General features: G+C 54.3%; 12 protein-coding genes. 4 read left to right on the top strand and 8 right to left on the bottom strand.

Features of this window, described 5'->3' with window-relative positions:
* Nucleotides 1-45 precede the first annotated feature (45 nt).
* The 4 genes from GXM22_RS01450 (at nucleotide 46) to GXM22_RS01435 (ending at nucleotide 4,394) form a co-directional block, all read left to right on the top strand.
* Nucleotides 46-1,335, top strand: a complete 1,290-nt coding sequence (locus GXM22_RS01450) for an SPFH domain-containing protein (protein WP_005930131.1) — start codon at nucleotides 46-48, stop codon at nucleotides 1,333-1,335.
* 14 nt (nucleotides 1,336-1,349) lie between these two features.
* Complete coding sequence (locus GXM22_RS01445; protein ID WP_005930134.1) at nucleotides 1,350-2,450, top strand: Trm112 family protein; 1,101 nt, start codon at nucleotides 1,350-1,352, stop codon at nucleotides 2,448-2,450.
* 13 nt (nucleotides 2,451-2,463) lie between these two features.
* Nucleotides 2,464-3,258, top strand: a complete 795-nt coding sequence (locus GXM22_RS01440) for a TPM domain-containing protein (RefSeq protein WP_005930139.1) — start codon at nucleotides 2,464-2,466, stop codon at nucleotides 3,256-3,258.
* A 95-nt stretch (nucleotides 3,259-3,353) separates the two neighbouring features.
* A complete protein-coding gene (locus GXM22_RS01435) occupies nucleotides 3,354-4,394 on the top strand; it encodes a YeiH family protein (protein WP_005930142.1) in 1,041 nt (346 codons plus the stop codon).
* 212 nt (nucleotides 4,395-4,606) lie between these two features.
* Here the strand turns inward: GXM22_RS01435 and GXM22_RS01430 are convergent, their stop codons facing one another.
* From GXM22_RS01430 to GXM22_RS01395, 8 genes are all read right to left on the bottom strand, one after another.
* Nucleotides 4,607-5,950, bottom strand: coding sequence for an MATE family efflux transporter (locus GXM22_RS01430; protein WP_035393388.1), 1,344 nt, complete (start codon nucleotides 5,948-5,950; stop codon nucleotides 4,607-4,609).
* Between the two features lie 186 nt (nucleotides 5,951-6,136).
* Entirely contained in the window at nucleotides 6,137-7,483 is a 1,347-nt protein-coding gene (locus tag GXM22_RS01425; RefSeq protein ID WP_005930148.1) for a dicarboxylate/amino acid:cation symporter, read from the bottom strand.
* Nucleotides 7,484-7,655: 172 nt separating this feature from the next.
* A complete protein-coding gene (locus GXM22_RS01420) occupies nucleotides 7,656-8,171 on the bottom strand; it encodes a PTS sugar transporter subunit IIA (RefSeq protein WP_035393390.1) in 516 nt (171 codons plus the stop codon).
* A 126-nt stretch (nucleotides 8,172-8,297) separates the two neighbouring features.
* Nucleotides 8,298-9,320: a threonine aldolase family protein gene (locus GXM22_RS01415; RefSeq protein WP_005930152.1), complete on the bottom strand. Its 1,023-nt coding sequence runs from the start codon at nucleotides 9,318-9,320 to the stop codon at nucleotides 8,298-8,300.
* 518 nt (nucleotides 9,321-9,838) lie between these two features.
* Complete coding sequence (locus GXM22_RS01410; protein WP_242962849.1) at nucleotides 9,839-11,422, bottom strand: C69 family dipeptidase; 1,584 nt, start codon at nucleotides 11,420-11,422, stop codon at nucleotides 9,839-9,841.
* 437 nt (nucleotides 11,423-11,859) lie between these two features.
* Nucleotides 11,860-13,320, bottom strand: a complete 1,461-nt coding sequence (locus tag GXM22_RS01405) for an SIR2 family protein (RefSeq protein WP_005936586.1) — start codon at nucleotides 13,318-13,320, stop codon at nucleotides 11,860-11,862.
* Nucleotides 13,321-13,476: 156 nt separating this feature from the next.
* Complete coding sequence (locus GXM22_RS01400; RefSeq protein WP_005936589.1) at nucleotides 13,477-14,439, bottom strand: hypothetical protein; 963 nt, start codon at nucleotides 14,437-14,439, stop codon at nucleotides 13,477-13,479.
* 14 nt (nucleotides 14,440-14,453) lie between these two features.
* Complete coding sequence (locus tag GXM22_RS01395; RefSeq protein ID WP_005920841.1) at nucleotides 14,454-14,891, bottom strand: DUF4869 domain-containing protein; 438 nt, start codon at nucleotides 14,889-14,891, stop codon at nucleotides 14,454-14,456.
* Nucleotides 14,892-15,048 lie beyond the last annotated feature (157 nt).

Genomic DNA, 15,048 nt, shown 5'->3' with positions numbered 1-15,048 from the left:
TTCCCCGTTTTGGGACACTGCCCGGCACAAAAGGAGATTGAAGTTATGGGTCTCATCAAAGCAGCCATGGGCGCAGCATCCGGCGTGATGGGCGACCAGTGGAAGGAATATTTTTATTGTGACGCTCTGCCTGCGGAGGTGCTGGCCGTCAAGGGCCAGAAGCGGACCAATGGCCGCTCCGCCAACCGGCACGGCAGCGAAAACGTCATCTCGGACGGCTCTGTGATCGCCGTGGCCGACGGCCAGTGCGTGCTGATCGTGGAGCAGGGCAAGGTGGTGGACCTCTGTGCTGAGCCCGGCGAGTACACCTACAGCACCGGCACCCAGCCCTCCCTGCTCAGCGGCGGGCTGAAGAACATCGACAGCGTGTTTGCCGAGCTGGGCAAGCGGTTCAGCTTTGGCGGGCAGGCCGGTTCCGACCAGCGCATCTATTATATCAATACCCGGGAACTCACCGGCAACAAGTACGGCACCCCCAACCCGGTGCCTTTCCGGGTGGTGGACCAGCGCGCCGGCATCGATATCGACATCGGCATCCGGTGCTTCGGCGAATACAGCTACCGGGTGGTCAACCCCATCCTGTTTTACACCAATGTCTGCGGCAATGTGGAAAACGCCTACACCCGCGACGCGCTGGACGGCCAGCTCAAGACCGAGCTGATGACCGCCCTGCAACCCGCCTTTGCCCGGATCAGCGAGCAGGGCATCCGCTACTCCGCCCTGCCCGGCCACACCGCCGAGCTGGCCGAGGCCCTGAATCAGGAGCTGAGCGCCAAGTGGAGCAGGCTGCGCGGCATCGAGATCGTCTCTCTGGGCGTTTCCGGTGTCAAGGCCAGCGAAGAGGACGAGCAGATGATCAAGGAGCTGCAGCGCAGTGCGGCCTTTATGGACCCCACCCGCGCCGCCGCGCATCTGGTGGGTGCACAGGCCTCCGCCATGCAGACTGCCGCCTCCAACACCGCCGCCGGTCCCGCCATGGCCTTTATGGGGATGAACCAGGCCGCTGCAGCGGGCGGTGTCAACGCCCGGGATCTCTACCAGATGGGCGGCCAGCAGACCGCCGCGCAGCCTCAGGCCGCACCAGCCGCTGGCTGGACCTGCAGCTGCGGCCACACCGGCAACACGGGCAAGTTCTGTGCCGAATGCGGCAAGCCCCGGCCCGAAGCCCCGGCTGTCTGGGTGTGCAGCTGCGGTGCAAAGAACAGCGGCAAATTCTGCTCGGAGTGCGGCAGACCCCGGCCCGCCGCCAAGTGCGCCAACTGCGGCTTTGTGCCCGCCGACCCAGCCAACCCGCCCAAGTTCTGCCCCGAGTGCGGCAAGCCCTTTGGGGCCTGAGAGGGGTCTGACGCATGGCTGAAAAGACAACGAATTATCAGTGCCCGGCCTGTACCGGCCCCCTGCACTACGATGGTGCCAGCGGCAAGCTGGTCTGCGATTACTGCGGCTCGGCCTACGACGTAAAGGACATCGAGGCCCGCTACGCCAAAAAGCAGGCCGCTGCCGACACTGCCGCCGAGGGCGATGCCAAAAAAGCCGCCCGCCTGCCCCGGCAGGACAGTCCGGTGTGGAGCGAGGCCGAGGCGGAGGGCCTGAACAGCTACTCCTGCCCCACCTGCGGGGCCGAGCTGGTCTGTGACGAGACCACCGCCGCCACCACCTGCCCCTACTGCGGCAATCCCACAGTGCTGGGCGGCAAGCTCTCCGGCAAGCTGAAGCCGGAATACATCCTGCCCTTCAAGCTGGACAAAAAGGCCGCCATTGCCCAGCTGACCAGATATTACAAGGGCAAGGCCTTCCTGCCCAAGGCGTTCAAGAGCCAGAACCACATCGCAGAGATCCAGGGCGTATATGTCCCCTTCTGGCTCTACGATGCCAAGGCCGACGCGCGCGGCCGGTACGAGGGCCAGAACTCCGAGAGCCACCGCGAGGGCGATTACATGGTGACCACCACCCAGCACTACGATGTACGCCGCGAGGGCTCGGCCGACTTTACCAAGGTGCCGGTGGATGGCTCCAGCAAGATGCCCAACACCCACATGGATGCCATTGAGCCCTTTGATTACGGCGACCTGAAGCCCTTCTCCACGGCCTACCTGCCCGGCTATCTGGCCGACCGGTATGACGAGGATGCCGATGCCTGCGCCGAGCGCGCCTACCGTCGGATGTACAACTCCACGGCCGATGCGCTCCACGCCACCACCGGCGGCTACAGCGAGATCCACCCCATTTCCGAGAACATCAACGTGGATATGACCCACGCCCACTACGCCCTGCTGCCGGTCTGGATGCTCCACACCCGGTGGAAGGACAAGGATTTCCTGTTCGCCATGAACGGGCAGACCGGGCGGCTCATCGGCGACCTGCCGGTGGACAAGAGCCGGGTGGCCGCGTGGTTTGCGGGCATCAGCCTGCCCCTGATGGCAGTGCTGGCGTTCCTGCTGTTGTTATAAGGGGGGTGGCAGAATGAAACACACTGCAAAACGCTTTGCCGCCCTGCTGGCCGCACTGGTGCTGGCGCTCTGCCTGAGCATCCCCGCCTTTGCCGCCGCACCGCTGGTGCGGGACGAGATGGGCCTGTTCGATGCGGATACTTACAGCCAGCTGGAAGCCTCTGCCGAAGCCGCCAGCGACGGCCACGACTGCGACGTATATTTTCTGGTGGTGGACAGCATCGGCGATGCCGACCAGCGCCAGTACGCCAAAGATTACTACCTTGCCAACGGTCTGGGCAGCGGCTCTGAACAGAGCGGCATCCTCTTCCTGCTGGCAGTCGGCTCCCGCAAGTATGTCACCATCACCTACGGCGGCGGCGTGACAGCCTTTACCGATTACCGCATCGAGCAGATCGAAGATACCGTTGTCCCCTATCTCTCGGACGACGACTGGGCCGAGGCCGCCTCCGAGTACCTCTCCATGTGCGCCGACACGCTGGATTTCTACGCTGAGCACGGCGAACCTCTGGATGTTGACAACGACACCAGCGGCTGGCCCATCCTGCTCCTCATCGTCATCGGCGTACCCATGATCATTGCCGGTATCGTCTGCGGCGTGCTGTACAGCCAGATGAAAACAGCCCGGCTCAAGACCGAAGCCAACGATTACATCGGTGCAGGCTTAAAGCTGCGGGTGCAGGTGGACAACTACACCCACACCGACCGTGTGCAGGTCTACGACCCGCCCCACGAGGAGAGCAGCAGCTCCGGCGGCTCCTCCGTGGACAGCGATGGCTTTGGCGGCTCCTCCGGCGGCTCGTTCTGAGCGCCCTTTTCTCCAGCAATAAACCACCGGTTCTGCCGGTGGTTTTCGCTTGTTTTTATTTCCGCGTAACATGCAAAAGAAAGGAAACCCAACGAATGTCAAAGAAGATCACCGCCCTGATCCCCGGAGCCGCGCTGGCACTGGGCATCGCCTGCATCGCCAAGTGGCTGGAAACGCTGGAAAGCAGCGCCGGGCTCCACCTCATTGGCGCATCGGTCATCGCCCTGTTTATCGGCATGGCCATCAATGCGTTTTTCCAGCCCAACAAAACAACCGCGCCGGGCATCAAATTCACCTCTAAGAAGGTCCTGAAATTCGCCATTGTCCTTCTGGGTGCCAGCCTGAACATCCGCACCGTGCTGACCGTGGGCCGTTTTTCGCTGACGGTCATGCTCTTCACCCTGGCCACCTGCTTTGGGCTGGGCGCGCTGATCGGCAAAGCGCTCGGGCTCAACTGGAAAACCAGCAGCCTGATCAACGCTGGAACCGGCATCTGCGGCGGCTCTGCCATTGCCGCCATTGCACCGGTGATCGAGGCCGATGACATGGACATCGCCTACGGTATGTCCGCCACCTTCCTGTTCGATACGGTGATGATCGTTGTGTTCCCGCTTCTTGGCCGGTGGCTTGGGCTTTCCGATGCCGCATTCGGTCTCTGGGCCGGTACGGCGGTCAATGATACTTCGAGCGTTGTAGCCACCGGTTACGCTTTCAGTGAAGCAGCCGGTGACTTTGCAACGATGGTCAAGCTGACCCGCACGCTGGCGATCATTCCGGCTGTTCTGGTCTTTGCCGCCATCAACCTGCACCTGAAAAAGAAAGAGAGCGCCCAGGCCAACGGTGTCAAGGTGAGCATCCGTTCCATTTTCCCCTGGTTCATCCTTGCGTTCCTTGCCATGTCCCTGCTGACCAGTCTGGGCCTTCTGCCCGCCGGGCTGGTTTCCGGCCTGAAGACCATCAGCAAGTTTCTGATGGTCGCGGCCCTGGCGGCCATTGGTCTGAACACGAACTTTAAATCGCTCTGCCGTTCCGGCGCAAAGCCCATGCTGCACGGCTTCATCATCTCCACATTGGTCGTTTTGGTCGCCATTGGTGTTGAGTACATGATCGGCATCGCGCCCTACGGCACACTGTAACGCTCCTGCCAGCTGAATTTTCCCACAAAGAAAGAGCAGTGCTCTCCAATGGGTCCACCCACCGGAAGCACTGCTCTTTTATTGTTCCGCTTCGCTCCACAAACGCGAACTTGTCGGGGCGAGGCCCCTCCATCTTGCTACGCAAGACCGTTCTGTCGCTTAAAAGCCCCACTGGGGCTTTCATTGTTCTGCTTCGCTCCACAAACGCGAAGTTATCTGGTTGATGCCATTTTATCAGTCGGCCATGATCTCCTGAGAGCCCCATAGGAGATTAAGAAGTTCGCAAGCCAACCAGCTGGTACAGCAAGCCAGACAAAGGCAATGCCGAAACGCGGTGCACAGATCAGGGCAACGGACAGACGAATCGCAAGGTTCACCATGTTTGCAACGAGGAACGGACGCATAATTCCGAGACCGCGAAGAACTCCATCGGTTGCCATCTTGATACCCATGAAGATGAAAAAGTAACCAAGCCATCTCATATAATCACCAGACACCTGATAGGCCAACACCGTTCCGTCTTTTCCCAAGAACAGCGAGGAAATCTGCGTGTGCAGCGCTTCAATGACCACAAACGCAATGGCTGCAAAGCACAGATCCAGCACCAGTGCAGCGTGGTACCCTTTTTTGATGCGTTGGGGCTTGCCTGCGCCAAGGTTTTGGGAAACAAACGGCGAAACCGCATTGCCGATGGAGACAAAAATCAAAGAGAACACATTCTCTACTCGCATCGTCGCCGAATAGCCTGCCAGCGCCTGTGTGCCGAATGGATTTACAACTGCCTGCACAATCAGCATACCGATGGACACCGTAGACTGCTGAAGAATCGACGGCACGGCAATTTGCAGCATGGATTGCAGCCCCCGCCAGTCAAATCGTTGAAATGGGCTCTCGTATCGCCGCATCCGATGAAGAAAAATCAGAAAGGAAAATATGGCGGAAATGCCTTGGGCAATCAAGGTTGCAAGAGCGGCACCGAACACGCCCAGACCAAGCCCAGCAACCATCCAAAGGTCCATAAAAATATTCAGGACAGAAGAAAAAATCAGGAGTGCCAAGGGAATTCTTGATTCACCGATGGAGGTGAACATGTTGGAGAGAATGTTATACATAAACAAGAACGGAAAGCCCGCAAAATAGACCCGCAGATACAGCACCGCCTCATCCAGAATGTCGGGAGGGGTTTGCAAGCCCCGCATCATCGGGAGGGAAAAGCATAAGCCAAAAACGCCAAGGACAATGCTCAGAATCAAAAAGCTGAGCAAGGACGTTGACACAATGGTTTTCATTTTGCCATATTCTTTGGCACCGAAATAGCGGCTCACCAGCACACCGGCACCTACGCCGGCTCCCAGTGCCACACAAATGAACACATTGGTCAATGCTGCACAGGCACCGACAGCTGCAAGTGCAGAAGAACCAACAAACTGGCCGACAATAATGGAGTCGGCCATATTGTATATTTGCTGAAAAAAACTCCCAAGAATCATCGGCATTGCAAAAACCGTCAACGCTTTGAGGGGCGCATCGGTGATCAAATACTCATCTTTCGACATTCTCATATTCCTCCTTGGTACTTGTATTGTGGTATCCCATTCACTTACCTTCTCAAATTCCGAGTTGTTGAACTGAGCCGAGTATACCACACTCTTCCCACAAATACTACCACACAAAAAACTCCCATGCTCACATCGGAAGATGCTGTGCATGGGAGTTTTTGCTGCGCCTGTTACGGCGTATTGTTACTTATTGAAGGTCTTCTCGTTCAGCAGACCCTCGCTCTTGGCAACGCAGATGCTGGCAACTGCATCACCCACCACGTTCAGAGAGGTGACCAGCATCTCGATGGGGCGGTTGATAGCCAGGATCAGGGAGTAGGCCAGCAGAGCGCCGTCGTTGACGAAGCCCATGCCGGACAGGATAGTGAACAGGATGACAGCCCCAGCGCCGGGAGCGGCGGGGGTGCCCACAGATGCCAGCAGGGCCAGCAGGGCAACCACGACCAGCTGGCCGGGGGTGACGGTGTAGCCGGCACAGCCTGCAATGAACACGGTGGCAATGACCTGCATGATGGCGGTGCCGTCCATGTTGATGGTCATGCCCAGCGGCAGGACGAAGGAAGCAATGCTCTCATCCACGCCGAACTCTTCCTCGCACACCTTGATGTTCAGGGGCAGGGTGGCGGCGCTGGAGGAGGTGGAGAAGCTGAACACTGCCACGTTGGCGATCTTGCGGATGAAGGTGAAAGGGTCCAGCTTGGCCCCCAGTGCAATGACCAGCGGGTAGGCAATGATCAGAAAGGCCAGCAGCAGGACCACCGTGACCACCACATAGACCAGCGCGGGCTTGAGGTAATCGATGCCGTAGATGGCGAAGGTACGGGTCAGCAGCACAAAGACCGCAAAGGGGGCAAAGTTGCTGACGATGAAGTTCAGGAACACGACCACCACATCGTTGACCTCGCCCAGCAGGCGGCGCAGGGTCGCGGTGCGGCTCTCGCCCAGGGTGTTCATGCTCAGGCCGATGGCCACTGCCAGGAACACGCTGGAAAGCACAGCGCCATTGCTGCCAAAGGCAGTGATGATGTTGGAGGGGATGATGTTCAGCACCACGTTCAGGGGGTTGGAACCGGTGGAACCGCTGGCTTCTGCCAGACCCTCGATGCGGGTGTTGAACAGGCCCATGGAGTAGGTGCCGTAGCCCACACAGCCTGCCAGCAGCAGCGCCAGGAAGGAGCACAGCAGGAACCAGAACAGGGTCTTTGCGGAAATGCGGCCCATGGTGCGGGTGTCTGCAATGCTGCCGATGGCCAGCGAAATGGAGGTAAAGACCATGGGGATGATCACCAGCTGCAGCGCCTTGATGAAGAGCTGGCCGATGATGTAGAAGATGCCAAAGGCACGCTCAGCGCCCTCGGCGGTGATATCCTGGAACAGCAGGTTGTTGATGGTGGTCCAGGTCTGTGCCTGACCGCTGGCGTTCAGATGCTCCCGCAGGAACATAAAGGCCAGACCGGCCACCAGGCCGCAGACCAGAGAGATCGCCATGCGTTTTGCAAGGGATAATTCGTGCTTCTTTTTTGTTTCCATATACTTTTCCTCTCACAGTACCGGTTTTTGGCTCACACTTTGCCTACTCTAGCACAACTCCCCCTGCAATGCAAGAGAAAATCGCGCAAAATCCAGCATTTTTTGCAAATAAGTACGACTTTTCTCCGCAAAAATCCCCCGAAAGCACTCTGCCTCCGGGGGATCTGCTTACTTATTTCTTGAACTTGAACACCGGCGTGCCAGCGGCAGCATCGCCGTTTGCAACAACACTGATCTCCGGCAGGTCATCACTGTTGGTCACGATGAGAGCCGTTGCAGTGGGGTGGCCTGCGGCGCGGATGGCCTCCAGATCCACCTTCAGCAGCGGGGTGCCGGCCTTGACCTTGGCCCCTTCTTTGGTCAGGGAGGTAAAGCCCTGTCCCTTCATCTCCACCGTGTCCATGCCGACATGGATCAGCAGCTCAATGCCGTCATCGCTCATCATACCAACGGCGTGCAGGCTTTCGGGCACCTGCGTAACGGTGCCGTCAAAGGGAGCATAAACGGTGTCGCCGGTGGGCTCCACGCCGCAGCCGGGGCCCAGGATCGCAGAGGCAAAGGTCTCGTCGGGCAGCTGCTCCAGCGGGATCACCTTGCCGTCAATGGGAAGCATGACCGTCATCTTCTGGCCGGAAAATTTCGTCTCGGATGCGGCCTTGCCGCCAAAAAGCTTGTCAAAAAAGCCCATAATACAAACCATCCTTCCACGGTACACAAAGTGCAGTCTTTATCCAGTTAAGAATAGCATATCCGCGCAGGAAATACAATCTGCATCCTGCACAAAGAGACGCTCCGCCATTTGGCAGGTGTGCCCTTACATCAGCTCCAGCAGCTGCTCCACCTCTTCCATCCGGGTGGCCCAGCTGGTGGCAATGCGGACAACGGTGTGGGTATCATCGTACTTCTCCCAGAAGCCGAACTTGGCCTTGCCTTCCAGCGCGGCCAGCTGCTCGTTGGACAACACAATGAACACCTGATTCGTGGGCGAATCCATGAAGAACGAATAGCCCTTTTCGGCCAGTCCCTTCTTGAGCACGGCGGCGGTCTCAATGGCATTTTTGCTGATGGTCTGGTACAGGTCATCGGTGAACAGCACATCGAACTGGATGCCCAGCAGACGGCCCTTTGCCAGCAGAGCGCCCTGCTGCTTGACCATGGTCATAAAGTGAGCCGGTGCGCCGTGGGGGAACACAACTGCCTCGCCGCAGAGCGCACCCACCTTGGTGCCGCCGATGTAGAACACATCGGTCAGGCGGGCCACATCGGCCAGCGTCACATCGGTGCCCTCGGCGGCCAGACCATAGCCCAGACGGGCACCGTCCATGAACAGCGGCATGTGGTACTTATGGCAGACAGCGGACAGCGCTTCCAGCTCTGCCTTGGTGTACAGGGTGCCGTACTCCGACGGGTGGGAGATGTACACCATGCCCGGGAACACGAGGTGGTCCATATTGCCATCGGCATAGAAGGTCCTGCACCAGTCCTCAACCGTCCCGGCATCCAGCTTGCCGTTGGTGTGCGGCAGGCCGATGACCTTGTGGCCCGTGAACTCGATGGCACCGGCCTCGTGAGCGGCCACATGGCCGGTGGATGCGGCCAGCACACCCTCCCAGCGGCGCAGCATTGATGCAATGACGATGGCGTTGCTCTGGGTGCCGCCCGAAATGAACCAGACATCGGCATCCGGTGCGCCGCACGCCGCGCGAATCTTCTCCCGCGCACTGGCGCAATAGGGATCGGTGCCGTAGCCGGAGACCTTTTCAAAGTTGGTCTCCACCAGCTTCTGTAAGATCGCCGGATGCGCACCCTCGCAGTAATCGTTTTCAAAATACAGCATATACTTTCCCTCGCTCTGTATTCAAGATAAACCTATTATCTGCTTTTTGCGCAGGGTTGTCAATGTAGAACCCCCGCGTAGGCGGGGAAAAGTATTACACCTTTTTTCCCAACTTTACAAGCGGATCCTTCAGATTCAGCAAATGATACAAAGCGCCCCCGGCTTCCTGTTACGGAAACCGGGGCGGTTCACTTGCATTATTTGTGCTTTTTCAAGCGCTCACGCAATCACTTGCGGGGGTTCTTGATTGCAGCCTGGGCGGGTGCCAAAATTACAGAGCGTTCAGAGTAACGATGATACGTTATTTGTGAATTTCCAGTGTGTTTTACCCCATCTCCGCAATGATCTTCTCCAAATTTTCTTCCTGCAAATAGAATTCCGGCAGTTTTGCCTTGTCATATAGAACGAATGGGCGGCGTTTGCAAGGAGCAGTCATACACAAAACGCCCCCGGCTTCCTGTCATGGAAACCGGGGGGCGCTGCGGTTTTATGGGAAACGCCTCAGGCGCTGCAAAGCCTCAGTGCAGCAGAGAGCTGACCCATGCCCGGGCGGCCGTCTTGGCCTGGAGCTTATTGTACATCTTCAGGGTGGTGTTGTACACCTTCTGGCTCATGGCATTGCTGGCGTTGGTGGCGGCAGCCTGCTTGGCCTCAAGCGTGTCGGCGGCGGCAACGGCGGCCTTCATATCGGCGTAATCGGCCATGATCTCCTGCTGGAGCGCGGCATAGCTGGCCTTGGCTGCAGTCTGATCCTTTGCGGTGACCTGATTGCCATTGCTGCCGTAGGTCAGCAGGTTGGAGAGGGCATCACGCACGCCGTAGAAGGAGTCGGTCCAGTCGTCCGGGTAGGTATAGTAGCGGCCCTTGGCATCCTGATACCAGACGCCCTCGGTGGGCTGCTCGTCGGAACGGGTGACCTTATGGACCGAGACCTTGTAGACATCTGCGGTGTCGGTGGTCAGCATCGGATAGTAAGGGACGAAGGCGTTGTACACGTCGTCGTCAAAAGCGGTCCACTCGGTAATGGCGGTGTTCAGATCGCCGGTGGCGCTCACCTGGAACAGATGAGTCTCCACATTGCCCGTCTTGCCGATGGGCTCGGTCTGAAAGAAGTGGATGGAATCCTCCACCGAGAACTTCTTGGTCAGCTGGATATTGGAGTAGACCGGGACGATGGCACCGTTCTCGCCGACGTTGCTGATGGCAAAGTCGGTCTCACTGTAGTTGTCCTTTGTAAAGGTGTCGGTGCCGTACAGGTAGTTCAGGCCGGCTGCCATGCGGTCCGATGCGATGTCGCCGTTGTAGGAGGCATCCAGATCGATGACATTGGCAGCGGCGTCGCCCACAAAGGTACCGGCCTTCTGGGCCACGGAGATCAGGTTGGCAGAGGCCACCACATGGTCGGTGTCATCCAGATCGATCTTGCCCATAGCGGCGATGTTGGGCTGCATGAAGACCACGCTGGAGGAGAGCTTCAGGGCAAGGCAGGTGTGGCCCGTCAGGTTCTCCACGAACCAGGTCTCGTTCTGGTCGGCAATAAACACGCCGGAGCCGCCGGCTGCACCGGCGTTGTCGTAGATGGAGGTCAGCAGGGCAACACCCTCGCGGGCCGTGGAAGCTTCGCTCAGCAGCACCGTGGTGATCTCGGCTTCCTCAATGCCGTTGTCCACATAGGGGTCTACGCTCAGCACGGCGTCGGTGCCGTAGAGAGACTCGGTGGCAGAGACCATGACGCCCTTCTCGTTGGTGCCAGCCTCCTCATAGGGGGTGTGCTCGTGGGTGCTGTCGCAGTCCGGGCAGACACCCAGACCGTTGTCGTCCCGGCGGGCGGTGTAGCGGTAGCTGTCGTGGGTGAAGGTGTAGGTAAAACCGTAGCAGCCCTCGTACACCTCGCCCGCGGTGTGCTTCCCGGCGGGGCTGATGTTGAACAGCTTGTTGTAATCGTTGGTGCCCAGATCCTCGATCCGGCCAAACATGGTGGTGCCATCCTCGGTGAGGTCGCTGCCGACATAGAGTGCCGTGCAGGCGAAGGCGGAAGGAACCACGGCAAGCGTCATCGCACAGGCGATGAAAGCCGCAGCAATTTTCTTCTTCAAAGACATAATAGTATCGATCCCTCTCTTGTTGATTGTCGGCATTTCGTCGGCAGGTGTTATAATACACCCGTTTTAATGAAAATGCAAGTATTTTCCCGAAATTTTAGCATATATTCATTTTTATATGGTATATATTCATGCTGCGTTTTTCATCTGCCCCTCCGTGAGCGCAAAAAACCGCCCCGGCTTCCTCTTTCGGAAACCGGGGCGGTTCACTTGCATTATTTGTGCTTTTTCAAGCGCTCACGCAATTACTTGCGGGGGTTCTTGATCGCAGCCTGAGCGGGTGCCAAAATTACAGAGCGTTCGGATTTACGATATTTCGTTATTTGAAGAGTTTTCAGCTTACTTTTACCACCTTTTGCCTATTCTCGCCTTCTTGGGGCATAAAAGATACCTCCAATATTTTCATTGGTTCAATACAGTACCAATCATACCTACGTTTAAACGATCACTTGATTCAGATCATGCAGCCATGCTGGTATCTCGCTATAATCTTTTACCCACAGAATGTTGATTCCAATACGGTAAAAATGGTTTTCAATTTGAAGTCGATCTTTTGATGTCAGTTGTTTTGTTGTTGTGTAACCCAACGCATCTGTGCTTTTATATGTCATAGCAAAAATTGCATAATGTTTTGGTGGATTATATGCGGTGATTTCCAAAAGTCTTCGGATGTTTGGATCACTTAAACTGCACCCAATAAATAAACATGTATTTTCTCTAAAGAAGGAAAGTTGACTTGCAATCGGCCAACTATAGGGCTGATTATAAAGCATATTATAGTCGGCCTCCGTCAAACAAATCGATCTCATGTGAAGCATATCCAGTTGATCTCTCGTTGTGACTTTCGGCAAAAAGCCATGTACATGATACAATCGCAGACTTTGATTTGGTTGTCCATTCATGCCATAAAAGTCTGCACTATCCCGTCCGTTTGAATATCTTACCTTTGTTGTAAATATAGAGCAACATTTTACATCAAGAAAAGCCAAATACTGTTCAAGAAAGTCATCATAATTGTAACTTAAAATTCTAAAATTTTGATCTTTTTGGCATCTTTGGGCTAATCGCGCAATTTCTCCCAGCTCGGTATTCATGTCCAAATCCCTTGCTGCATCATATAAGCTTTTGTGAATCTGCCAAGCAAAGGTTTTCTCGCTTGCCCAGATATCCTTGCATAACTGAGCCGTTGTAAAGCTACTTCCCCCAACTTCTTCAAAAACAGCCTTGGAATCATCCAAAAGATGCTTTTCTTCTATTTCTTTTTGAAAATCTTTCAGCAGCTCATCCCAAGTTTTTGCACCCTGTTCCTTTGAAACACCTGCACCCAGTACGATTGCAAAGCCATTTTGCTCTTTGATGCAGGTGCGTATTGCATTCGTATAGCTGTCATTGTTTTTTAAATATAAACCTTCGCTGTACAGCTTTTCAAAAAGCTGTATGTTCTCCTTGTCACTCGCAACTGTTTTACGCTCCATTCCCAATGAACACGCATGGCTATATTCAGTTGGATACTCTTCAATCCAATTATTTATGACACTTAAGTCCCACACTGCAGAATTGGAGTCTTCAAATTGAAACTCAGTATTTAAAATGAAAACAATTGTTGCATCATAGCTTTTTCTATAGGTATCAGTCACACCCTTTATTCGTTTTTTTATCTGTTCTGCTTTCAGTGTGCGGCTGTATATAAACTCAAAAATCACCGAATTTCGGTACTCGGAAAATCCCTCTGGAGCAAACGCATCAAAACGGTTTAAAAATTTTTCTTTCTCACCATTTTCAGATAATCTGTACTCAAAATAGAGCGGTTTGTTTTCTTCCAACGATTTTTTCTTCAAGACTGCCTTAACAAACGATAAAAATTCATCCCTTGATAATTTACCATTCTGCTCTTTCATGAAATCCACCCATTTTCAACCGAAGTCATTTCCACACCGAGTTCCACTATAGACGTGAAGTAATCCAACCTATCTTCAAAACTTTTGAGCAATCCTACTCCGGCATTTTTATATTTTCCTCTCCCAATCTGTCTGATTTTCTCATTCAATAACACTTCAACTCAACCTTACTTTTGCCATCTGATCCAAAATCGCATTCTTCACGCCATCTTTCAGATAGGCCTCATTCAGCGTTTTCTTGGTATAATTCAGATATGTTCCAGCCGTTTTCTCCGTCAGAAGCGCCGTAAAGTAACGTTCCCAGCTGAAATAGTCCTTGCCATCGATGTAGTCAGACGGCGTCTGCAAAATCTGTACGACCTCCGCATCTTTCAGAATCCCAGAAGATAATATCAGCCACTCAAAAGATTCTGGCAAATAGAGTGTCAGATTTTCTCTTGTCTGCACCAACTGCAACACCCTGTCCATTTCAGGACCAAATGCTGCACCATCTGCAATCACCATAATTTTTTCATCCCTATGAGCCTTCAAATAGGAAAACACATTGGACTTTCCGTTTGCAGTATCACACTGTATTTGCTGTTCTTTACAGACCGCATCAAAGAATTGATACCCCGAATTGCTGTCCTCTGTCAAGATCTTCTCCGGTTTAATATTTTCAGTCGTACTATCCGGGTAAATTCGATAGAACGAATGATAACTCTGTTTCAGTGTCCCATACTTTCCAGAGGTTCGGATTCCATACACTTCTTCCACACTGTATGGCAAGGCTGGCAAACCCTCTCTGGTCACGATAACATAATAGTTATCCGTCTGCTGAATCGCACGCGCAAAATCTTTGGTCCTGACAAACTCGTTTCCTTCGTCGATAAAAACAATGCTGTCCTGAATATTGTCAAGTTGTCCCTTCCAAAGATTTCCTTCTACCACGTAGCAACTTTTATCACAATTTAGAGTGACCGGTCCACTCTCTCCATCGTTCATATGTGTACGAATCATATCTACGAGAGTCGTTTTACCCGTTGCGCTATTTCCGCGAATGATGGTCAAGTTGCGTCGCAGTTCAAATTCATATTTCAGGTACTTTGTGCCAACGACCACTTTATGAATGCCTTTCATTTCTGTCAGCCCCTTTACACAAACTCACCTGCGGCCAAAATCAGCTCTTCCATACTGTGAACGATTTGATTCGTATTCAGCACTTTTATTGTAAACGGCTTTTTGCCAAAATCCATCAGGTGACGCAAATTCACCGTGCGATCCTCCTGCTCTGCAATTTTGAGCAGCCACTTTGCACAGTTGTCACCGCAAGTCGATACATTGAACACTTTCTCCGGCTCAAACTTTACCAAAATCAGTGTCTTTACGCCACCAGACAAACCAATCGGTGGAATTTTACCCAAGACCGGGCTGTCAATTACACCACTGTCGATAACGGTAGACTTATCCACATCCTGAATCATTTCCTTGACCATCGGGTCAACGATCCAGTCTTCCTCGTAATCGTATTTGAAATAAGAAGCCGTATTGTACACCGCTTCCTTCATATCACCGTAAAAAATGTTCAGCATCTTATCACCTCATCGATGTGCGTACTTCTGCTATCATTGTACCCTCTTTCAGCTTACAAAACAAGATGCAAAAAGCTCTTGGCCTCCATTACAGAAGCCAAGAGCTTTTATCTTCTTTGTCCTACCAGATTTTATTTCCGGGGAGACTTAATTGCAG

The organism is Faecalibacterium duncaniae (assembly GCF_010509575.1).
Taxonomy (GTDB): Bacteria; Bacillota; Clostridia; order Oscillospirales; family Ruminococcaceae; genus Faecalibacterium; species Faecalibacterium duncaniae.
Note: the sequence above shows the minus strand (reverse complement) of the source record. Positions and strands in the feature narration are given on the sequence as shown.